The sequence below is a fragment of the Microbacterium sp. 69-10 genome (genome assembly GCF_001897945.1).
Classification (GTDB): Bacteria; Actinomycetota; Actinomycetes; order Actinomycetales; family Microbacteriaceae; genus Microbacterium.
This window is the reverse complement of sequence record NZ_MKRT01000028.1, coordinates 186,291-205,337: the sequence shown is the minus strand read 5'-3', so window position 1 is coordinate 205,337 and position 19,047 is coordinate 186,291. Positions and strand designations below refer to the sequence as shown.

At 69.5% G+C, this 19,047-nt stretch carries 16 protein-coding genes and 1 pseudogene; 13 read left to right on the top strand and 4 right to left on the bottom strand.

The window, feature by feature from the left end:
- Positions 1 to 306 precede the first annotated feature (306 nt).
- The 9 genes from rpsB to BGN97_RS15495 all read left to right on the top strand — a co-directional run bounded on the left by rpsB (position 307) and on the right by BGN97_RS15495 (position 7,050).
- Positions 307 to 1,155, top strand: a complete 849-nt coding sequence (gene rpsB, locus BGN97_RS15535) for a 30S ribosomal protein S2 (protein ID WP_292703393.1) — start codon at positions 307 to 309, stop codon at positions 1,153 to 1,155.
- A gap of 46 nt (positions 1,156 to 1,201) precedes the next feature.
- On the top strand, positions 1,202 to 2,029 hold the full coding sequence (gene tsf, locus BGN97_RS15530; protein ID WP_285632471.1) for a translation elongation factor Ts: 828 nt from the start codon (positions 1,202 to 1,204) through the stop codon (positions 2,027 to 2,029).
- Between the two features lie 91 nt (positions 2,030 to 2,120).
- On the top strand, positions 2,121 to 2,837 hold the full coding sequence (pyrH, locus tag BGN97_RS15525; RefSeq protein WP_285632468.1) for a UMP kinase: 717 nt from the start codon (positions 2,121 to 2,123) through the stop codon (positions 2,835 to 2,837).
- Positions 2,838 to 2,909: 72 nt separating this feature from the next.
- Positions 2,910 to 3,464, top strand: a complete 555-nt coding sequence (gene frr / locus BGN97_RS15520; protein ID WP_292703391.1) for a ribosome recycling factor — start codon at positions 2,910 to 2,912, stop codon at positions 3,462 to 3,464.
- Between the two features lie 5 nt (positions 3,465 to 3,469).
- Positions 3,470 to 4,723 carry a phosphatidate cytidylyltransferase gene (locus BGN97_RS15515; protein WP_292703388.1) on the top strand — a complete coding sequence of 418 codons (1,254 nt, stop codon included), beginning with the start codon at positions 3,470 to 3,472 and terminating at the stop codon, positions 4,721 to 4,723.
- Positions 4,723 to 5,310 (top strand): DivIVA domain-containing protein, encoded by a 588-nt coding sequence (locus BGN97_RS15510; RefSeq protein ID WP_292703385.1) that lies wholly within the window; start codon positions 4,723 to 4,725, stop codon positions 5,308 to 5,310. The genes BGN97_RS15515 and BGN97_RS15510 overlap by 1 nt, the downstream gene beginning before the upstream one ends.
- A 64-nt stretch (positions 5,311 to 5,374) precedes the next feature.
- Positions 5,375 to 6,040, top strand: coding sequence for a transglycosylase SLT domain-containing protein (locus BGN97_RS15505; protein ID WP_292703382.1), 666 nt, complete (start codon positions 5,375 to 5,377; stop codon positions 6,038 to 6,040).
- 9 nt (positions 6,041 to 6,049) lie between these two features.
- Positions 6,050 to 6,337, top strand: a complete 288-nt coding sequence (locus BGN97_RS15500) for a hypothetical protein (RefSeq protein WP_292703380.1) — start codon at positions 6,050 to 6,052, stop codon at positions 6,335 to 6,337.
- Complete coding sequence (locus tag BGN97_RS15495) at positions 6,334 to 7,050, top strand: alpha/beta fold hydrolase (protein ID WP_292703378.1); 717 nt, start codon at positions 6,334 to 6,336, stop codon at positions 7,048 to 7,050. The genes BGN97_RS15500 and BGN97_RS15495 overlap by 4 nt, the downstream gene beginning before the upstream one ends.
- A 3-nt stretch (positions 7,051 to 7,053) precedes the next feature.
- Here the strand turns inward: BGN97_RS15495 and BGN97_RS15490 are convergent, their stop codons facing one another.
- The gene (locus BGN97_RS15490; RefSeq protein WP_285632447.1) at positions 7,054 to 8,133 is read right to left on the bottom strand and encodes an AI-2E family transporter; all 1,080 of its coding nucleotides are present in this window, start codon (positions 8,131 to 8,133) and stop codon (positions 7,054 to 7,056) included.
- A gap of 161 nt (positions 8,134 to 8,294) precedes the next feature.
- Here BGN97_RS15490 and BGN97_RS15485 point away from each other — a divergent pair, with 161 nt between their 5' ends.
- Together BGN97_RS15485 and BGN97_RS15480 are read left to right on the top strand one after the other, a co-directional pair.
- A complete protein-coding gene (locus BGN97_RS15485) occupies positions 8,295 to 10,097 on the top strand; it encodes a glycosyl transferase (RefSeq protein WP_292703376.1) in 1,803 nt (600 codons plus the stop codon).
- Positions 10,094 to 11,023 (top strand): tetratricopeptide repeat protein, encoded by a 930-nt coding sequence (locus tag BGN97_RS15480; RefSeq protein WP_292703374.1) that lies wholly within the window; start codon positions 10,094 to 10,096, stop codon positions 11,021 to 11,023. Before BGN97_RS15485 ends, BGN97_RS15480 begins: the two co-directional genes overlap by 4 nt.
- A 45-nt stretch (positions 11,024 to 11,068) precedes the next feature.
- On the opposite strand, the gene glgB is transcribed toward BGN97_RS15480, so the two are convergent.
- From glgB to glgX, 3 genes are all read right to left on the bottom strand, one after another.
- The gene (gene glgB / locus BGN97_RS15475; RefSeq protein ID WP_292703371.1) at positions 11,069 to 13,276 is read right to left on the bottom strand and encodes a 1,4-alpha-glucan branching protein GlgB; all 2,208 of its coding nucleotides are present in this window, start codon (positions 13,274 to 13,276) and stop codon (positions 11,069 to 11,071) included.
- Positions 13,273 to 15,345 carry an alpha-1,4-glucan--maltose-1-phosphate maltosyltransferase gene (locus tag BGN97_RS15470; RefSeq protein WP_292703368.1) on the bottom strand — a complete coding sequence of 691 codons (2,073 nt, stop codon included), beginning with the start codon at positions 15,343 to 15,345 and terminating at the stop codon, positions 13,273 to 13,275. The genes glgB and BGN97_RS15470 overlap by 4 nt, the downstream gene beginning before the upstream one ends.
- Positions 15,346 to 15,420: 75 nt before the next feature.
- On the bottom strand, positions 15,421 to 17,490 hold the full coding sequence (gene glgX / locus BGN97_RS15465; RefSeq protein ID WP_292703365.1) for a glycogen debranching protein GlgX: 2,070 nt from the start codon (positions 17,488 to 17,490) through the stop codon (positions 15,421 to 15,423).
- A 110-nt stretch (positions 17,491 to 17,600) separates the two neighbouring features.
- Between glgX and BGN97_RS15460 the strand changes: the two genes are divergently transcribed.
- Both BGN97_RS15460 and BGN97_RS15455 read left to right on the top strand, forming a co-directional pair.
- A complete protein-coding gene (locus tag BGN97_RS15460) occupies positions 17,601 to 18,794 on the top strand; it encodes a cysteine desulfurase family protein (protein ID WP_292703363.1) in 1,194 nt (397 codons plus the stop codon).
- Between the two features lie 114 nt (positions 18,795 to 18,908).
- Positions 18,909 to 19,047, top strand: a pseudogene (locus BGN97_RS15455) (tRNA 2-thiouridine(34) synthase MnmA); the annotation flags it as partial.

Here is a 19,047-nt window from a genome sequence, read left to right as displayed (position 1 = left end):
CCGACGACGTCGTGCCCGATCCCCGGCAACCGTGCACAAGCCGCGGAATCGGTGCTGCTGTGCAGGGAGAGCGCACCGGTTCGCGCCGATGGTCCCGCGCGGCATCCTGTATGCTGGAGGGGCATCCCGCAATCGGGATGACTACGCGTGCCCAGAGCGACGTCGTCGAAAGACGGAGGTCGCGGCATCCACTCCCACAGGTCCCTCCTCAGCGAGGGCGGGTGTGCGCCGGGCGCCAGGACAGTCGATCATCTGATCGGCGCAACAACCTCAACGACGCGAGAGCGTCAGAACAAGGAGACGACCATGGCTGTGGTCACCATCCGCCAGCTGCTCGACAGCGGCGTGCACTTCGGACACCACACCCGTCGGTGGAACCCGAAGGTGAAGCGCTTCATCCTCACCGAGCGCTCCGGCATCCACATCATCGACCTGCAGCAGTCGCTGTCGTACATCGACAAGGCCTACGACTTCGTCAAGGAGACCGTCGCCCGTGGCGGCACCATCCTCTTCGTCGGCACCAAGAAGCAGGCGCAGGAGGTCCTCGCGGAGCAGGCTGCCCGCGTCGGCCAGCCCTTCGTCAACCAGCGCTGGCTGGGTGGTCTGCTGACCAACTTCTCGACCATCGCGAAGCGCCTCGCCCGCATGAAGGAGCTCGAGGAGCTCGACTACGAGAACCCGGCCGCATCGGGCTTCACCAAGAAGGAGCTGCTGCTCAAGAAGCGCGAGCTCGACAAGCTGCACAAGTCGCTGGGCGGCATCCGCAACCTGTCGAAGACCCCGTCGGCCCTGTGGGTCGTCGACGCCAAGCGCGAGCACCTCGCCATCGACGAGGCCAAGAAGCTCGGCATCCCGGTGATCGGCATCCTCGACACCAACGCCGACCCGGACGACTTCCAGTACCCGATCCCCGGCAACGACGACGCCATCCGCTCGGTCTCGCTGCTGACGCGCATCATCGCCGACGCCGCCGCCGAGGGCCTGCAGCAGAAGCACAACCCCGAGGGCGACGCCGAGCCGCTCGCCGAGTGGGAGCAGGAGCTCCTGCAGGGTGACGCCGAGGCTCCCGCCGCCGAGGCCGCTGAGGTCGTCGAGGCTCCGGCCGCTGACGAGGCTCCGGCCGCCGAGGCCGCTGCCGACGCAGACGCCAAGTAAGCAACCAGCACACCACGCACAGACACGAAGCAAGGAGCCACCACACATGGCCAACTTCACCATCGCCGACATCAAGGCGCTGCGCGAGCAGCTCGGAACGGGAATGGTCGACACCAAGAAGGCGCTCGAGGAGGCTGACGGCGACGTCGAGAAGGCCACCGAGATCCTGCGTCTGAAGGGTGCCAAGGGCAACGCCAAGCGCGCCGACCGCTCGACCAGCGAGGGCCTGATCGCCGCTCGTGAGTCCGCCGGTGCCGTGACGCTGATCGAGCTCGCCTGCGAGACCGACTTCGTCGCCAAGAACGAGCGCTTCATCGCTCTGGCCGACAAGGTCGCCGACGCCGTCGCGGCTGTCGGTGCCGACTCGGTCGAGGCCGCTCTGGCCGCCCCCGCGGGCGCTCAGACCGTCGAGCAGCTCATCTCGGACGAGGCCGCGATCATCGGCGAGAAGGTCGAGCTGCGCAAGGTCCGCACCGTCAAGGGCGAGAACCTGTCGGTGTACATGCACCGCACCAGCAAGGACCTGCCCCCGCAGATCGGCGTCGCCGTCGCGTACTCCGGTACCGACGCGGAGACCGCTCGCTCGATCGCGCAGCACATCTCGTTCGCGAACCCCTCCTACCTGACGCGCGAGGATGTCCCCGCCGCCGACGTGGAGAAGGAGCGCGAGATCGTCACCGAGATCTCCCGCAACGAGGGCAAGCCTGAGGCCGCCCTGCCGAAGATCGTCGAGGGTCGCGTGACCGCGTACTTCAAGCAGGTCGCCCTGCTCGAGCAGGACTACGCGAAGGACAACAAGCTGTCCGTGAGCCAGGTCGCGAAGGATGCCGGTATCACCGTCACCGACTTCGCCCGGTTCAAGGTCGGCGCGTAACACCTCGGAAGGGGTTCGGATCCACACGATCCGAACCCCTTCTTCATGCCCTGAAGGCACTATCTTGAATCCGGACGAGAGGACCCACCCCATGACTGAACGCACCGGACGCCGTCGCGTCCTTCTCAAGCTCTCCGGCGAGGCCTTCGGCGGCGGATCGCTGGGTGTGAACCCCGACGTCGTCAGCGCCATCGCGCGCGACATCGCCGCGGCGGTCGACCGGGTCGAGATCGCCGTCGTCGTCGGCGGCGGCAACTTCTTCCGCGGTGCGGAGCTGAGCCAGCGCGGCATGGACCGCGGGCGCGCCGACTACATGGGCATGCTGGGCACGGTGATGAACGCCCTCGCCCTGCAGGACTTCCTCGAGCAGGCCGGCGCGCCGACGCGCGTGCAGTCCGCGATCCAGATGACCCAGGTCGCGGAGCCGTACATCCCGCTGCGCGCGGAGCGCCACATGGAGAAGGGCCGCGTCGTGATCTTCGGCGCCGGCGCGGGTCTCCCGTACTTCTCCACCGACACGGTCGCCGCGCAGCGTGCCCTCGAGATCGGCGCGCAGGAGGTCCTGGTCGCGAAGAACGGTGTGGATGCCATCTACACCGCCGACCCGAACAAGGACCCCGACGCGGAACGGATCGACCGCGTGACCTACCGCGACGCCCTGCAGCGCGGCCTGAAGGTCGTCGACTCCACCGCGTTCAGCCTCTGCATGGACAACGCCATGGACATGCGCGTGTTCGGCATGGAGCCGGCCGGCAACGTCACCCGCGCCCTGCTGGGCGAGCCGATCGGCACGCTCGTCACGGCCTGAGGCCTTTCCTCCACGGACCGCCGAGGCGTGCCGGATAGAATCTTCTGAAACCCCCGAACCTAAGGAGCCCCCGTGATCGCGGATGTCCTCGCTGAAACCACCGGACGCATGACCCGCGCGGTCGATGCCGCCAAGGAGGACTTCGCCACGGTCCGCACCGGGCGTGCCAACCCGCAGATGTTCCAGAAGGTGCTGGTCGACTACTACGGCACGCCGACGCCGCTGGCGCAGCTCGCGTCGCTCGCGAACCCCGAGGCTCGCTCGCTGATCGTCACCCCGTACGACAAGTCCGCGCTCAAGGCCATCGAGCAGGCCATCCGCGACATGCCGAACCTGGGTGCGAACCCCAGCAACGACGGCAACATCGTCCGCGTCACCATGCCCGAGCTCACCCAGGAGCGCCGCAAGGAGTACGTGAAGCTCGTGCGTACCAAGGGTGAGGACGCCAAGGTCCGCATCCGAGGCATCCGTCGCAAGGCGAAGGACGAGATGGACGCGCTCAAGGCCGAGGTCGGCGAGGACGAGATCGCACGCGGCGAGAAGGAGCTGGACGCTCTGACGCGCCAGTACGTCGACGCCATCGACGAGGCCCTCAAGCGCAAAGAGGCCGAGCTCCTCGAGGTCTGATCGGCATGTCCGGCGAGAATCACTCCGAGGAACCGCGGCCCGGGACTGCCGGGTCGCAGGAACCGGATGCGGCGTCGTCCGCGGGGCTGCCGGCGGCATCCGGGAACGAGGATGCCGCCACCCCCGCGCGCGGCACGCGCCGGGTGGACGGCGATGTTCCGGTGACGGCCGTGCCGCTGTCGGATGCGGCGTTCCCGGAGTTCGACGCCGCCCGCGTTCCGCCGCGCCCCCCGCTGCCTGCGGCGGAACCCGATCCGCACGCGGGTCCGCTGTCGACCGCCGATCACAGCGCGATCCGCGAGCAGTGGCGGGCCAGGCGCGACGAGATCGAGTCGCACGTGTCGCAGGCGCGCGACCAGCTGGAGACGCACGTCTCGCAGGCGCGTGACCACTTCGACCAGGCCAACGAGCGCATCAAGCAGCGCACCGGGCGCGACCTGATCCTCGCGATCGTGATCGGCGTGGCCTTCGGCGCCGCACTGGTGGCATCGCTGCTGTTCATCAAGTGGCTCTTCGTGCCGATCGCGCTGGCCGCAGGCCTGCTGGGCACCTACGAGCTCTCCCGCGCGCTGCGCGCCGGTGGCCGGCGGGTCGACGTCGTTCCGCAGCTGATCGCGGCGACGGGCGTGCTGCTGGCCGGAGCGTCCGGGGAGTTCTGGATCAGCTGGGTGGTGCTCATCGTCGCCGTGTCGTTCATCGCCGTGTGGCGGATGATCGCGCAGATGGTCGTCAAGGACGGCCGCACCTACGGAGACGTCCTGTCCGATGTCGTGGTCGGCGCGTTCGTGCAGGTCTATGTGCCCTTCCTCACCTCGATCGCGATCATGCTGCTCTTCCGGGAGAACGGGCAGTGGTGGGTGCTCTCCTTCGTGGCGATCGCCGTCTCAGCCGACACCTGCGCCTACGCGGCCGGTCTCGCCTTCGGGAAGCATCCGATGGCGCCGAGGATCAGCCCCAAGAAGACCTGGGAGGGCTTCGGCGGGGCGGTGCTCGGATCCCTGATCGCCGGTGTGCTGCTGGCGACCTATCTTCTGCACCTGCAGTGGTGGTGCGGTCTCGTCCTGGGCGCCGTGATCCTGCTCTCCGCCACGCTCGGCGACCTCGGGGAGTCTATGCTCAAGCGCGATCTCGGCATCAAGGACATGAGCTCCTGGCTGCCTGGCCACGGCGGTCTGCTCGACCGGCTGGACAGCATCCTGCCGTCGACGATCCCCGCACTCGCCCTCTCATTCCTGCTCGCTCCGTGGATGGTCTCGTGATGTCTGATTCTGATCTGGATGTGTTCGACGGCGATGACGAGGCCGCCCCTCCGGCGTTCCCGCTCACGTCGGGGCGCACACGCGGTTATCACCGGGCGGCCGTGGACGCGTTCCTCGACGCCGCCCGCGGCGCGTTCGAGGACGACCGGAAGGACTTCGGAGCCGAGGACGTGCGCGCCGCCTCCTTCCCGCTGGTCCGGCACGGCTACGAGATCGCAGCGGTGGATGCCGCGCTGGGACGCGTCGAGGATGCGTTCGCCGCGCGCACCCGGGAGCGCGCCGTGCGCTCGCTGGGGGTCACCGAGTGGGTCGCGAGGGCCCGTGAGGACGCGCAGCGCATCCTCGATCACCTCGCGCGCCCTGCGCACCACCGGTTCGCGCGTACGGGGCGGCTCACCTTCGGGTACCGCGTCGACGAGGTGGATCATGTCGCCGACCGCATCAGCGGATTCCTGCGCGACGGCGACCCCCTCACGGTGGAGCAGGTTCGCGGCGCGGCGTTCCGGATGCAGCGCGGGGGATACCGCGAGGAGCAGGTGGACGCACTGCTCGATGCCACCGTGGAAGTGATGCTTGCGGTCCGCTGATCTGCCGCCACGCGGCGAACTCTCATGGACGTCTCAGGGAGTTCTGCGTAGACTGACCACCATCGTGACTCCCGATAACGAATCGATATCGAACCCGACGCGCCCGAACGCGTCCGGTTCGACGCAGAAGACTCCCTGGCGACGACGGCTCAGTGCCGTCGGCGCGGGCCTCGCGGTCGTCGGCGTCTCCGCCGCACTGCTGGCACCCACAGGGACGGCCATCGCCGATCCGAGCACTGCGGCCGACGCGGCGGTGACGACGTTCTCCCTCGCCTCCGAGGACACGCAGAACATCACCGTCACGGTCGAGGGCGCGACCATCCAGCCCGTCGATCGCGGCGCGTTCGAGGTGTACGTCAAGCCGAAGCCGACCCCCAAGCCCACGGTCGCCTCGGCGCCCGCGAAGAGCGGCGGCGGCGGCGGTGGTGCAGCACGCCCGAAGTACACCGGCGGCGGCACCAAGGAGGAGTGGATGGCTGCGGCGGGGATCTCCCCGAGCGACTATCCCTACGTGGACTACATCGTCTCGCGGGAGAGCGGCTGGAACCCGAACGCGACCAACAGGTCCTCCGGGGCCTGTGGTCTCGTGCAGGCGCTGCCCTGCAGCAAGGTCCCCGGAAACGGCTACAACCCGGTGGACAACCTGCGCTGGGGCACCGGCTACGCGACGGGCCGTTACGGCAGCTGGGCGGGCGCCTACGCGTTCTGGACCCGCAACCACTGGTGGTAGACCGGAGGAATGGCACGATCCCACCGGCGGCGCACTGACCGCTCCCGCGCAGACGAGTCCTTCGACCGCCTCCTGGCGGGCTGGAAGCGCACCGAGAGCCGTCGCGGTCAGGAATGGACCGTGCAGCCCGTGTCGGGCGCATCGGCCGTCAAGGAATACGTCTGCCCGGGCTGCGGACGCAGCATCCCGCCGGGCACCGCGCATCTGGTCGCCTGGCGTGCGGACGGCGTGATGGGCGACTCGGCCGATCTCGCCGCACGTCGCCACTGGCACACGCACTGCTGGAGGATCGGATGACCTTCGAGATCCGCGGGCCCGTCCTGCTGCCTGCTGAGCGCACCGACGTCGAGCTGTCCACGGCGGACGACCTGACACTGGTCGGTGAGCTCTCGATGCCGTTGGACCGTCCACCTGTGGCGACGCTGGTGACGCTGCATCCGCTCCCCACGGCCGGCGGATGCATGGACACCCACATCCTGCGCAAGGCGGCGGCCCGTCTGCCCGCCCAGGCGGGGATGGCCGTGCTGCGCTTCAACACCCGCGGAACGTCGTCGCCCCGAGGCAGAAGCGAGGGCGCATTCGACGGGGGAGAGGCCGAGCAGTTCGATGTGGCCGCGGCGATGGACTTCGTCCGCGAGCGCGGGCTGCCCCGGCCCTGGCTGGTCGGCTGGTCCTTCGGCACCGAGCTCGCGCTCAAGTACGGCCGAGACCACGATGTCGAGGGCGCCATCCTGCTCTCCCCGCCGCTGCACCGCGCGACTGATGCCGACCTGTCGGCGTGGCGGGGCGACCGGCGCGAGCTGGTCGTGCTGGTTCCCGAGCTGGACGACTACCTGCGTCCCGACGAGGCCCGCGTGCGCTTCGGGCTGGTACCGCACGCCCGGCTCATCGCGGTCGACGGCGGGCGGCACCTGTGGGTCGGCGAGAGCCAGACCAGGCGGGTGCTGACCGAGATCGTCGCAGCCGTGAACCCCGACGCGCTGCCGCTGGCGACGGTCTGGGACGCCTGAGGGTCAGCGCTCGTTCATGCGCGGGATCAGCACCTGCCGGTAGATGATCAGGATGCTGGCCGCGACGGGGATCGCGATGAGCGCCCCGAGCAGGCCCAGCAGCGCACCACCGGACAGCGCCGCGATGACGACCACGGCGCCGGGCACGGCCACCGCGCGGCTCATGATGCGCGGGGCGATGAAGTACGCCTCGATCTGCATGTAGATCAGGTAGTAGATCGCCGCCGCGAGTGCGGTGGCGGGGGAGCCGACCCCCGGGATCAGGCAGGCGAGCACGATCAGGGTCGAGCCCGTGAGCGTGCCCACCAGCGGGATCAGCGAGAAGAAGAACGCCACCACGGCGAGCACCGCCGTGAAGGGCGCGTTGATGATGGAGAGGTAGATCGAGCTCAGGATGCCGTTGATCACACCGAGCGTGACCTGACCCATCACGTAGTGCCCGACGGAGTCGGTGATCTGGTCGGCGATGTCGATGAACCGCTCCCGGCGCGACGCCGGGACGAGCTGGTACACCGCGCGCTTGAGCGATGGGGTGGACGCGGTCAGGTAGATCGTGAGCACGAGCACGATGAACGCGCCGAACAGGCCGGTCAGCACGGCGCCGCCGACGATCAGCACGCCCTGTCCGATCGAGCCGCCCCACTCGGTGACGTTCTTGGCCCAGTCCTCCTTGGACAGCCAGTCCTCGACGTAGGCGAAGACGTCGTTCACACGCAGGTTCGGGAATGTGTCCGTCATCCAGTCCTTGAGGTTCTGGATCGTCTGGTCGCCGTTCACGATGAGGTCGGTGATCTTCGTGACCAGCTGGGAGATCTGCTCGATGACGACGGGCAGGATGATCAGCACGATCGCGGTGAACACGCCGAGCACGGCGACGATCGTGGTGAGCACGGATGCCCAGCGGGGCATGCCCCTGCGCTCCAGGAACGACACCAGCGGGTCCAGGCCCAGGCTGAGGAACAGCGCCGTGCCGATGTAGAGCAGCACCGTCGACAGCATCTGCACGCTGGTGAGCAGCATGATTCCCAGGCCCACGCCGAGCGTGGCCACCAGAGCGGTGCGGAAAGGGCTGTGGATCTTCATCGTTCTCCCGGTCGGATGCGAGCAAGCCTAATCGCCTGCGATCCGCAAGCCGTCCACGACGGGCCGATGTGCTCGTGGGCAATGCTCAGGTGCTTTCGATAGTCTGGAACGTCGAGCGGGGACCCCTGGAACGCGTCCGGGGTCACGTAAGGAGTTGATTCGTGCGATTCGTATGGGCCGTCGTGGCCTTCGTGCTGGCCACGGTTCTCATCGGAGCGGGAATCGCTCAGCGGACCATCTTCATGGGACCGACCGAGCAGCGGATGGAGCTGACGGTCGATCAGCCCACTCCGTACGTGCTCGTCGATGCCGACGTGCTGCGTGCCCACACCGGTCTGCAGACGCTGCTGGTGCGCGGCAGGGGCGACGTCTTCGTGGCCTACGCCCGCACCGACGACATGAAGTCGTGGCTGTCCGACACCGCCTACGACCACGTGTCCCTGACCAAGTCGGGGAAGCCGAAGACGGCGCACGTCGAGGCGGAGCAGCCGCCCGCAGACGGCGGTGAGACGTCCGGCCGCTCGCCGGTCGGCTCGGACCTCTGGCTCGACTCGTTCGCAGACAAGGACTCGCTGGTCGCGAACCTGCAGCTGACCAAGGGCAACAGCGTGCTGATCGCCCGCGACGGCGTCAAGCCGGCACCGACCGACATCCTCGTCTCCTGGGCGCTGGACACGCGCACACCGTGGGCGGGTCCGCTGATGGCCGCCGGCGGCCTGCTGCTGGCGGTCGGCATCGTGCTGTACATCCTCGGCATCCGTCACCAGCGGCGCGGACGCGGTCCGCGCCGCAAGGGCCCGGGGCCGCTGCCCGAGACGCAGCCGATCACGATGCCCGAGCGCGCCGAGATCGATCAGCCCGGAGACGCGGGCACCGCTCAGCGGACCATGACGCCGGCGCGTCGCCGCCTGGCGATCGCGCTGCCGGCTCTCGCGCTGACCGGGCTGCTCGCCACCGGATGCACGGCCGACTCCTGGCCGCAGTTCGGCGGTGACGCGCCCTCGCCGACGCCGTCGCCCAGCGTCGTCGCGCCGGAGAATCAGAAGCAGCCCGTGGTCACCGACAAGCAGGGCCAGCGGATCGTCGCCGACGTCGCCTCGACGCTGACCAAGGCCGACACCGACCTGGACGAGAAGCTCGCGGAGACGCGCCTCACCGGAGCCGCGCTCGACGCCCGTCGGCTGGAGTACCAGCTGCGCGGGAAGATCGAGGGCCGCGAAGGCGCCCTCGTGACGCCGCTGGTCAAGGTGAAGATCCTGCTCCCCGAGGCGACGGAGGGGTGGCCGCGCACCGTGCTCGCGCTGACCGTGGACGAGAAGGACGCCAAGAAGCCCCCGGTGCTCCTGACCATGGTGCAGAGCGACCCGTGGGCCAACTACCGGGTCACCTCGATGGCCGACATGCTCGCCAAGAGCACCTTCCCGAACGTGGCGCCTGCATGGCTCGGCACCACCCGCGTCCCGGCCGAGTCGGCATTCCTGTCGCTGCCCCCGTCGGAGCTCGCCGGTGCGTTCTCCGACTTCGTGGACGCCGATGACAAGAGCCAGTACGCCGGCGACTTCGACGAGGCCTCCAAGGAGTTCGCGAAGTCGGTCCGGGACAGCCGTGCCGCGCTGGTGAAGAAGGCCGCGGATGCCGGTGCCGGTGCGACCTCGAGCGCCGCCTTCAAGATGGCGGCATCCGACAACGAGCCGTTGTCGCTGGCGACTCTGGACAGCGGTGCGGTGGTCAGCGTGAGCGTCACCGACACGCAGACGATCACCCCGACGAACCCCGACGCGGTGATCCGCTTCGGCTCCGACGCGACGGCGGTGGCTCTGACCGGCGTGTCCGAGTCCGCGAAGGGCTACACGACGACGTACGGCATCCAGCTGTTCTTCGCCGTGCCAGCGCAGGGCTCCAACGAGCAGATCCGTCTGCTCGCCTACAAGCAGGACCTTCTCAGTGTGCAGGTGATCAAGTGACCGAAATCTCCGCTGCCGCCCTCCGCGGCGCCGTCGACCTCTCCTCGCTGCGCGGCCGTGTAGCCCAGCCCGCCACCGCACCGGAAGGGGCCGCGCCGGCGGCGTCCGGCGGCGTCGTCGTCGATGTGACTGACGCGAGCTTCGGCGAGATCCTCGAGCTCTCGCGGTCTGTGCCCGTGGTCGTCGATCTGTGGGCGGAGTGGTGCGGGCCGTGCAAGCAGCTCAGCCCCATCATCGAGAAGGTGACCAGGGAGCAGGGCGGCCGGGTCGTGCTGGCCAAGGTCGACGTCGACGCCAACCCGCAGATCGCGCAGGCGTTCCGCGCGCAGTCCATCCCGCTGGTCGTGGCACTCATCGGCGGCCAGCCGGTGCCGATGTTCACGGGTGCGGTGCCTGAGGAGCAGGTGCGCGAGGTGTTCGCGAAGCTGCTCGAGGTCGCCGCGCAGAACGGCGTGACCGGAAGCGTCCCGACGGACGGCGAGGAGCCGGCCGCCGAGCCCGAGGAGGCGCCGCTTCCCCCGCTGCACGCCGAGGCGTTCGCCGCGATCGAGGCCGGCGACTACGCGCGCGCCATCCAGGCGTATCAGCATGCGCTGGCTGAGAACCCCCGCGACGAGGACGCCAAGGCCGGGCTCGGCCAGGTGCGTCTGCTGGATCGTGTGCAGGGTCTCGACCTGCAGCAGGTGCGCGAGGCCGCCGCGGCCGCTCCGCTCGACGTCGAGGCGCAGTTCCGCGTCGCCGACCTGGACCTCGCCGGAGGGCACGTCGAGGATGCGTTCTCCCGCCTGCTGGACCTGTTCAGCGCGGTGGACTCCGACCAGCGCACGCTGGTGCGCGAGCGCCTCGTGGAGCTGTTCGATCTGATCGGCGCTGCGGATCCGCGCGTCGCCGCCGCGCGGACCCGCCTGGCGTCGCTGCTGTTCTGAGGCTCTGAGGCTCTGAGGCTCTGAGGTCAGGCGGGCCGCGAGCGGTCAGTCGTGGCTGACCGTCGGGATGTGCGGGTCGGCCTGGTAGCGGAACCAGATCGTCGACAGCGCCGGCAGCGTGACCGTCGCGATCGCCGGTGCGTCGTCGGTCTCGCAGTGCGCATGGATCATCCCGAGGTTGCCCGCATCCGAGCCGCCGTACTCGGCGGCATCCGTGTTGAGCACCTCGACCCAGGTTCCCTCGCAGGAGAGCTGCAGCCGGTACCCCGTGCGGGTCACCCCCGCGAAGTTCGTCACCACCACCAGTCGTCCACCGTGCGCGTCGTGCCGCTCGAAGGCGACCACGCTGGGGTCCCAGCTCGGTGCGCCGAGACGGTGGAACGCCCTGCTGTCGTTGTCGCGCTCCCACAGCGGGGCCTGACGACGGTACACCGCGTTCATGGCGCTGACGAAGTGCTGCAGCTGGGCGTGCGCGGGCTGGTCGAGCAGCCACCAGTCGAGCTCGCGGTCGACCGACCATTCGCCGATCTGACCGAACTCCTGGCCCATGAACAGCAGCTTCTTGCCGGGATGTCCCCACATGTAGGCGAGGTACGCGCGCACGTTCGCCAGCTTGTGGTGGTGGTCACCGGGCATCCGCGACACCAGCGTGCCCTTGCCGTGCACCACCTCGTCATGGCTGATGGGCAGCACGTAGTTCTCGCCGAAGCTGTACACGAACGAGAACGTGATCTCGCCCTCGTGGTGGGAGCGGTACATCGGGTCGCGCTTCATGTACTGCAGCGAGTCGTTCATCCAGCCCATGTTCCACTTGAAGCCGAAACCGAGGCCGGCGGCGGAGGTGGGCGCGGTCACGCCGGGGAAGGCGGTGGACTCCTCGGCGATCATGACGATGCCCGGGTGCAGCCGGTATGCGGTGGCGTTGACCTCCTGCAGGAACCGGATGGCCTCGAGGTTCTCCCGGCCGCCGTGCACGTTGGGCTCCCACTCGCCGTCCTTGCGCGAGTAGTCGAGGTACAGCATCGAGGCGACCGCGTCCACGCGCAGGCCGTCGACGTGGAACTCGCTGAGCCAGTACAGCGCGTTCGCGACCAGGAAGTTGCGCACCTCGTTGCGGCCGTAGTCGAAGATCAGCGTTCCCCAGTCCTGGTGCTCGCCGCGCCGCGGGTCCGGGTGCTCGTACAGCGGCCGGCCATCGAACCGCGCGAGCGCGAAGTCGTCCTTGGGGAAGTGGCCGGGCACCCAGTCCAGGATCACGCCGATGCCGGCCTGGTGCAGCCGGTCGATCAGGTACCGAAGGTCGTCGGGGGAGCCGTACCGGCTGGTCGGGGCGTAGTAGCCGCTGACCTGATAGCCCCACGAGCCGCCGAACGGGTGCTCCGCGACGGGCATCAGCTCCACATGCGTGAAGCCGGTCGCGATGACGTGCTCGATGAGTTCATCGGCGATCTCGCGGTACCCGAGGCCCTCGCGCCAGGAGCCCAGATGCAGCTCGTACACCGACATCGGCTGCGCCACCGCGTGCGTCGCCGCCCGGCGCGTCATCCATGCGCCGTCCGCCCAGGTGTACGCGCTCTGCGTCACGACGGATGCCGTGGCGGGCGGTACCTCGGCGGCCTGCGCCATCGGATCGGCCTTGAGGATCCAGCGGTCGTCCGGGGTGAGGATCTCATACTTGTAGCGGCTGCCCACGGAGACATCCGGGATGAACAGCTCCCAGACGCCGCTGGCGCCCATCGACCGCATCGCGTGGCCCGTGCCGTTCCAGGAGTTCCAGTCTCCGCAGACCCGCACAGCCTTGGCATCCGGGGCCCATACGGCGAAGTCCACGCCGGTCTCGCCGTCGAGCACGCGCGGATGCGCGCCCAGCACCTGCCAGAGCCGCTCGTGCCTCCCCTCGGCGATCAGGTGCAGGTCCATCTCACCCAGCGCGGACAGATGCCGGTACGGGTCCCCGGCGATGATCTCGTTCTGCCCCGCGTACACGGTGGCGATGCGGTACGCCGACGGAGGACCGGCATGACGGCCCTCCCAGATGCCGCGTGCGACATGCTCGAGCGGGAGCCGGTCGCCGTCGAGGAAGACGGCGGTGACGGACTCCGCGAGCGGTCTGCGCGTGCGGATGATCGTGACGGTGCGCCCGGCCGCATCCGTGCTCGGATGCGCGCCGAGGAGCATGTGGGGGTTGTGGTGCGCGCCGTCGGCGGCCTTCTCCCACTGCTCGGATACGGAGACGTCCTCGATGTAGCTCATGATCGCTCCTTCACCCTCAGGATGTGCACCGGCTCGGCGAAGGCGTCGAGCCGCACGTAGTTGTGGTCGTTCCAGCTCCACACAGCTCCTGTGAGGAGATCCTCCACCTCGAACCCGTCACCCGGCTGAACGCCCCAGATGCGCGTGTCGAGGTGCACGGTCGTCTCACGGACGGAGTGCGGGTCCAGGTTGGCGACGACGATCAGCGTGTCGTCGTGGCCGGTGCCCGTGAACGCGGCGTCCAGATGCTTGGAGTACACCAGCACCGCGTCGTCATCGCTCCAGTGGAAGGAGATGTTGCGAAGCTGCCCGAGAGCGGGATGCTCGGCGCGGATCGCATTCAGCCGGCGCAGCAGCGGCGCCAGCGACTCGCCGCGCTGCTCGGCGCCGTCCCAGTCGCGGAACTTGAACTCGTACTTCTCGTTGTCGATGTTCTCCTCGGAGCCCGGCCGGGCGACGTTCTCGATGAGCTCGTAGCCGGCGTAGACGCCCCAGGTGGGAGCCGCGGTCGCGGCGATGCAGGCGCGGATGCGATACGCCGCGCGCCCGCCGTACTGCAGGTACTCGGTGAGGATGTCGTGGGTGTTCACGAACAGGTTGGGCCGCATGTAGTCGCTGGTCTCCTGCGACACGCTGGTGAGGAACTCCTCGAGTTCGGCCTTGGTGTTGCGCCAGGTGAAGTAGGAGTAGCTCTGCTGGAAGCCGACCGCGGCGAGCGCGCGCATGACCGCCGGGCGGGTGAACGCCTCGGCGAGGAACACGACGCCGGGATCCTTCGCGTTGACCTGTGCGATCAGCCACTCCCAGAACTGCAGCGGCTTGGTGTGCGGGTTGTCCACGCGGAAGATCCGCACGCCCAGGCCGACCCAGTGCATGACGACCCGCAGCATCTCGGCGTAGATGCCCTCGGGGTCGTTGTCGAAGTTCAGCGGATAGATGTCCTGGTACTTCTTGGGCGGGTTCTCGGCGTACGCGATGGTGCCGTCAGGGAGCGTGGTGAACCACTCCGGATGCTCGGCGACCCAGGGATGGTCTGGGGATGCCTGCAGCGCGAGATCCAGGGCGACCTCGAGGCCCTGCTTCTGGGCCGCGCGCAGCAGCGCTGTGAAATCCTTCTCGGTGCCGAGCTCGGGATGCAGTGCGTCGTGCCCGCCGTCGGGGGATCCGATCGCGTAGGGCGAGCCGGGGTCGCCGGGCTCGGTGGTCAGGGTGTTGTTGCGTCCCTTGCGGTTGGTCTCGCCGATCGGATGCACGGGCACCAGGTACAGCACGTCGAAGCCCATCCCCGCGACGCCGGGCAGGCGCTTGATCGCGGAACGGAAGGTGCCGCTCTTGACCGTGCCGTCCTTGCGGCGGACGGCGCCCTCGGAGCGCGGGAAGAACTCGTACCAGGAGCCCACGCCCGCGCGGGCGCGCTCGACCGTCAGCTCGAGCCAGTCGGTCACGGAGCCGAGCGACGCCATCGGACGGTCCGCGAAGGCCGCAGCGAGCGCGGGGTCCGTCGACACCGCGGTCAGCTCACCGGCATCCGCTCCCTTCAGCCGCTTCACGGCGGCACGCAGCCGGGTGCGCTCGGCCGCGGGGCGATCCTTCTCGGCCGCGGCGGAGGTCAGCAGCGTCGCGCCGAGAGCGCTCATGACCGCGATGTCGACTCCGGCCTCCGCCTTGACGGATGCCGCGTGCGCCCAGGTGGCGAAGTCGTCCGCGAAGCCTTCGAAGCGGTACCGCCACGAGCCCTCGACGTCGAGGGCGATGTCCGCGATCCAGCGGTCGGTGCCGTCCTGACGTGCGGTGAGCCGGTGCAGGGACTCGCCGCCGGAGGGATCGGTCAGGCGCACGTGCACGCCGATGCGGTCGTGGCCCTCGCGGAAGGAGACGACGCCGAAGGGCACGACCTCGCCCGCGAACGCCTTCGGCGGGTACCCCTGGGGAACATGCGGGGTGGGGGAGAAGAGCGGGATCCTGCCCGCCTTCACGCCTTCCGGGGAGCCGGTCTCGGCGGCAGGCCGCAGAGGAATCCGGGCGGGGCTTCTCAGCGCCGCGGGTTCTTGAGCGGTTCGTGCTGCCACACCATGAATGTACCGCTCAGCGGGCCCCGCGCCAGCCCATCGGAGGGCGGGTTACGAGGCGCGTGGGGAATCCGGTCATTCCACCCGGAAAAGGCGCATCGAGGTGCCCGGAACGGGCAGCACCTCGCCCGGTGCATGCCGGCGCTGCTCGCTCTGCGGCGTGTCGTCCGCGCTGGACCACAGCTCGACGAACGCCGTCGCGCCCTCGATCGAGTCCGGCAGTCGCACGTCGATCGGCGACTCGGTGCCGTGCACGATCAGCAGGATGCGATTGGACGCGCCGTTCTCAGGGACGCTGGCCGCCACGTACTGCAGGGTGCGGTTGCGGGGGTCGTTCCACTGCTCGACCTCCATGGTCTCGCCGTTCTGGTCGAACCAGTCCATCACCGAGGAGTCGGGGATGTGCTCACCCAGCCGCGCGTACCTGCTCGGACGCAGGGCCGGATTCTCGGCGCGCAGGCGGGTGAGCAGGGCGACGTGCGCCGTGAGATCGCGCTGCCACTGCTCGTGCTCCCAGTTCAGCCAGCTCAGCGGCGAGTCCTGGCAGTAGGCGTTGTTGTTGCCGCGCTGCGTGCGCCCGAACTCGTCACCGGCGGTGATCATCGGGACGCCGGCCGACAGCAGCAGGGTGCCCAGCAGGTTGCGCATCGCCTTGCGGCGCTGCGCGAGGATCGTGGGATCGTCGGTAGGACCCTCGACGCCGTGGTTGAACGAGCGGTTCATGTCGGCGCCGTCGCGGTTGCCCTCGCCGTTGGCCTCGTTGTGCTTCACGTCGTACGCGACCAGGTCGTGCAGCGTGAAGCCGTCGTGCGCGGTGACGAAGTTGATGCTCGCCAGCGGGCCGCGCTCCTCGCTGTACGTGTTGGCGGAGCCCGCGAGCCGGTTCGCGAAGCCGCCGATGCCCACGGGCGCCGAGGCCCGGCGGGCGTAGTCGATGTCGCTCAGCCAGAAGTTGCGGGTGCGATCACGGTAGCGGTCGTTCCACTCGCTCCAGCCGTCGGGGAAGTTGCCGGTCTGCCAGCCGCCCAGGCCCACGTCCCAGGGCTCGGCGATGATCTTGACATCCTGCAGGACCGGGTCGGTGCGGATCGCCGTCAGGAGTGGATGCTCGCGGTCGTACTCGTGGTTGGCGTCGCGGCCGAGCGCCGTGGCGAGGTCGAACCGGAAGCCGTCGATCTGCATCTCGGTCGCCCAGTACCGCAGCGAATCGAGCACCAGGCGCGCGGCGGCGTCCGTCGCGGTGTTGACGGTGTTCCCGACGCCGGTGGTGTCGATGTAGCTGCCGTCCGGCTGCTGGCGGTAGTAGAGCGCGTTGTCGATGCCGCGCAGGCTCGACCGCGGGCCGCCCAGGCCCTCCTCGCAGGTGTGGTTGTACACCACGTCGAGGATGAGCTCCAGGCCCGCCTCGTGCAGGAGCTTGACCATGCCCTTGAACTCGGCGAGCACGGCCTCCGGGCCCTCCTTGCGGGCGGACTCGCTGGCGTAGGCGTTGTGCGGCGTGAAGAAGCTCAGCGTGTTGTAGCCCCAGTAGTTCGTCAGACCCTTCTCGAGCAGCCGCGGCTCGGGCACGAACGCCTGCACCGGGAGCAGTTCGATCGCGGTCACGCCGATGCTCTTGAAGTACTCGATCATGGCCGGGTGGGCGAGCCCCGCGTAGGTGCCGTGCAGCGCCGCCGTGACGTCGGGGTGGCGCTTGGTGAGGCCCTTGATGTGCCCCTCGTAGATCACGGTGCGGTCCATCGGCGTGTTCGGCTTGCGCACGCCGCCCCAGTCGAAGCCGTCGGCGATGACGACGGAGCGCCACTCCTCGTAGCCGTTGCCCTGCGCGAGCCCGCGTCCGTACGGGTCGAGCAGCAGGGTCTCGGCGTTGAACGTGTTGCCTGGTCCGTGCGGACCGTCCACACGCAGCGAGTAGCGCGCACCGGGCTGCAGCAGATCGGTCGTGACCTCCCACACGCCCCCGGGCTTGCGGTCCAGCGGCACCTGGGCGATCTCCCAGTCCAGGTCGTCGGCGTCGAAGACGACGACTTCGACCGAGGAGGCGTTCTGCGACCAGACGCGGAGCGTGGCGACGCCGTCGTGCAGGCGCACGCCGAGATCGTCGAGAGCGGAGCCGCCGAGGGACGGGGTGGACTGCACGGGCATGAGGAACAGCCTAAACGTGCGCGGCGGACGGCCGTGAATCCGGGTGCCGGGTCTGCTGAGCCTCGGTTCCGACAGCCCGCCCAGGGTTGTGGGGAGGCGACAATGGAGGGATGCGGTTCTACCTGGATCATGCGGCCACGTCACCTCTGCGCCCCGAGGCGCGGGAGGCGTGGCTGGCGGCGACCGACGTCATCGGGAACGCCTCGTCCACGCATGGAGCCGGTCAGGATGCGCGGCGTGTGCTGGAGGAGTCCAGGGAGCGCGCGGCCGCCGCGCTGGGCTGCGAGCCGATCGAGGTGGTCTTCACCTCGGGCGGGACCGAGTCGATCAACACCGCCCTGCACGGGCTGTGGCGCTCGCGAGGAGCAGGGACGGATGCCGTGGTGCTGCCGGACGGCGAGCATCACGCGACCATGGACACCGTCGCGGCCCTCGCGGAGGACGGCGCTGACGTGCGTGCGGTCCCGCTGGACCCGACGGGGCGGATCCCCGTGGAGCGGTTCGCCGTCGCGCTGAGCGAGGGTGGTGCCCCGGCCGCCCTCGCAACCGCGCTGGCGGCGAACAACGAGGTCGGGACCGTCAACGACAGCGCGGGCCTGGCTGCGGCGGCGTCGGAGGCCGGAGTCCCGTTCCATCTGGACGCGGTGGCGGCGTGGGGGCACGTCCCGCTGTCGTTCCGCTCGCTGCGCGGTGATGCGTCCCCCGGCGCCGGCCTGGTCGCGATGACGGTGGCCGGTCACAAGCTCGGCGCTCCGGTGGGCATCGGCGCACTGGTCGTCGCGCGGACCGCGCGTCTGGCGCCGCTGCTGCACGGCGGAGCACAGCAGCGCGGGCTCCGCGCGGGCACTCAGGACGTCGCCGGTGCTGCGGCCTTCGCCGTGGCCCTGGAGCTGGCCGAGGCCGAACGGGTCGCCGAGGCCGCACGCCTGACCGGTCTGCGGGACCGCCTGATCTCCGGCATCCGCACGGCGGTGCCCCGGGCCGAGCTTCTCGGCGATCCGGCCGACAGACTGCCGGGCAACGCGCACGTGCTCTTCCCCGGCGCCGTCGGGGAGAGCCTGCTGTTCCTGCTCGACATGGGCGGCATCGCGGCCTCCACCGGTTCGGCGTGCCAGGCCGGCGTGGCGGAGCCGTCGCATGTGGTACTCGCACTCGGGCGCAGCGAGCAGGAAGCGCGCAGCGTGCTGCGGTTCTCGCTCGGGCGCACCTCCACGCTCGCGGACGTCGACGCCGTGCTCGCGGTGATCGCGGACGCGTACGCGCGCGCATCCGGAAGCCGCAGCGCGCTGCGCGCGGCCGACTGAACCACTCCGCGACGAGCTCACCGCTTGTCGACGTCGGTAGGTGGTGCTTTCGTCGGCACGTGGTGCTCTGCGCATCCGGCCCTCGGTCAGGCGCGCGTTCGTAGACTGGAAGCCATGCGTGTTCTGGCGGCGATGAGCGGTGGAGTCGATTCGGCGGTGGCGGCGGCCCGCGCGGTCGAAGCCGGCCACGACGTCGTCGGCGTGCACCTGGCGCTGTCCCGCGCCGGCGGCACGCTGCGCACCGGCAGCCGCG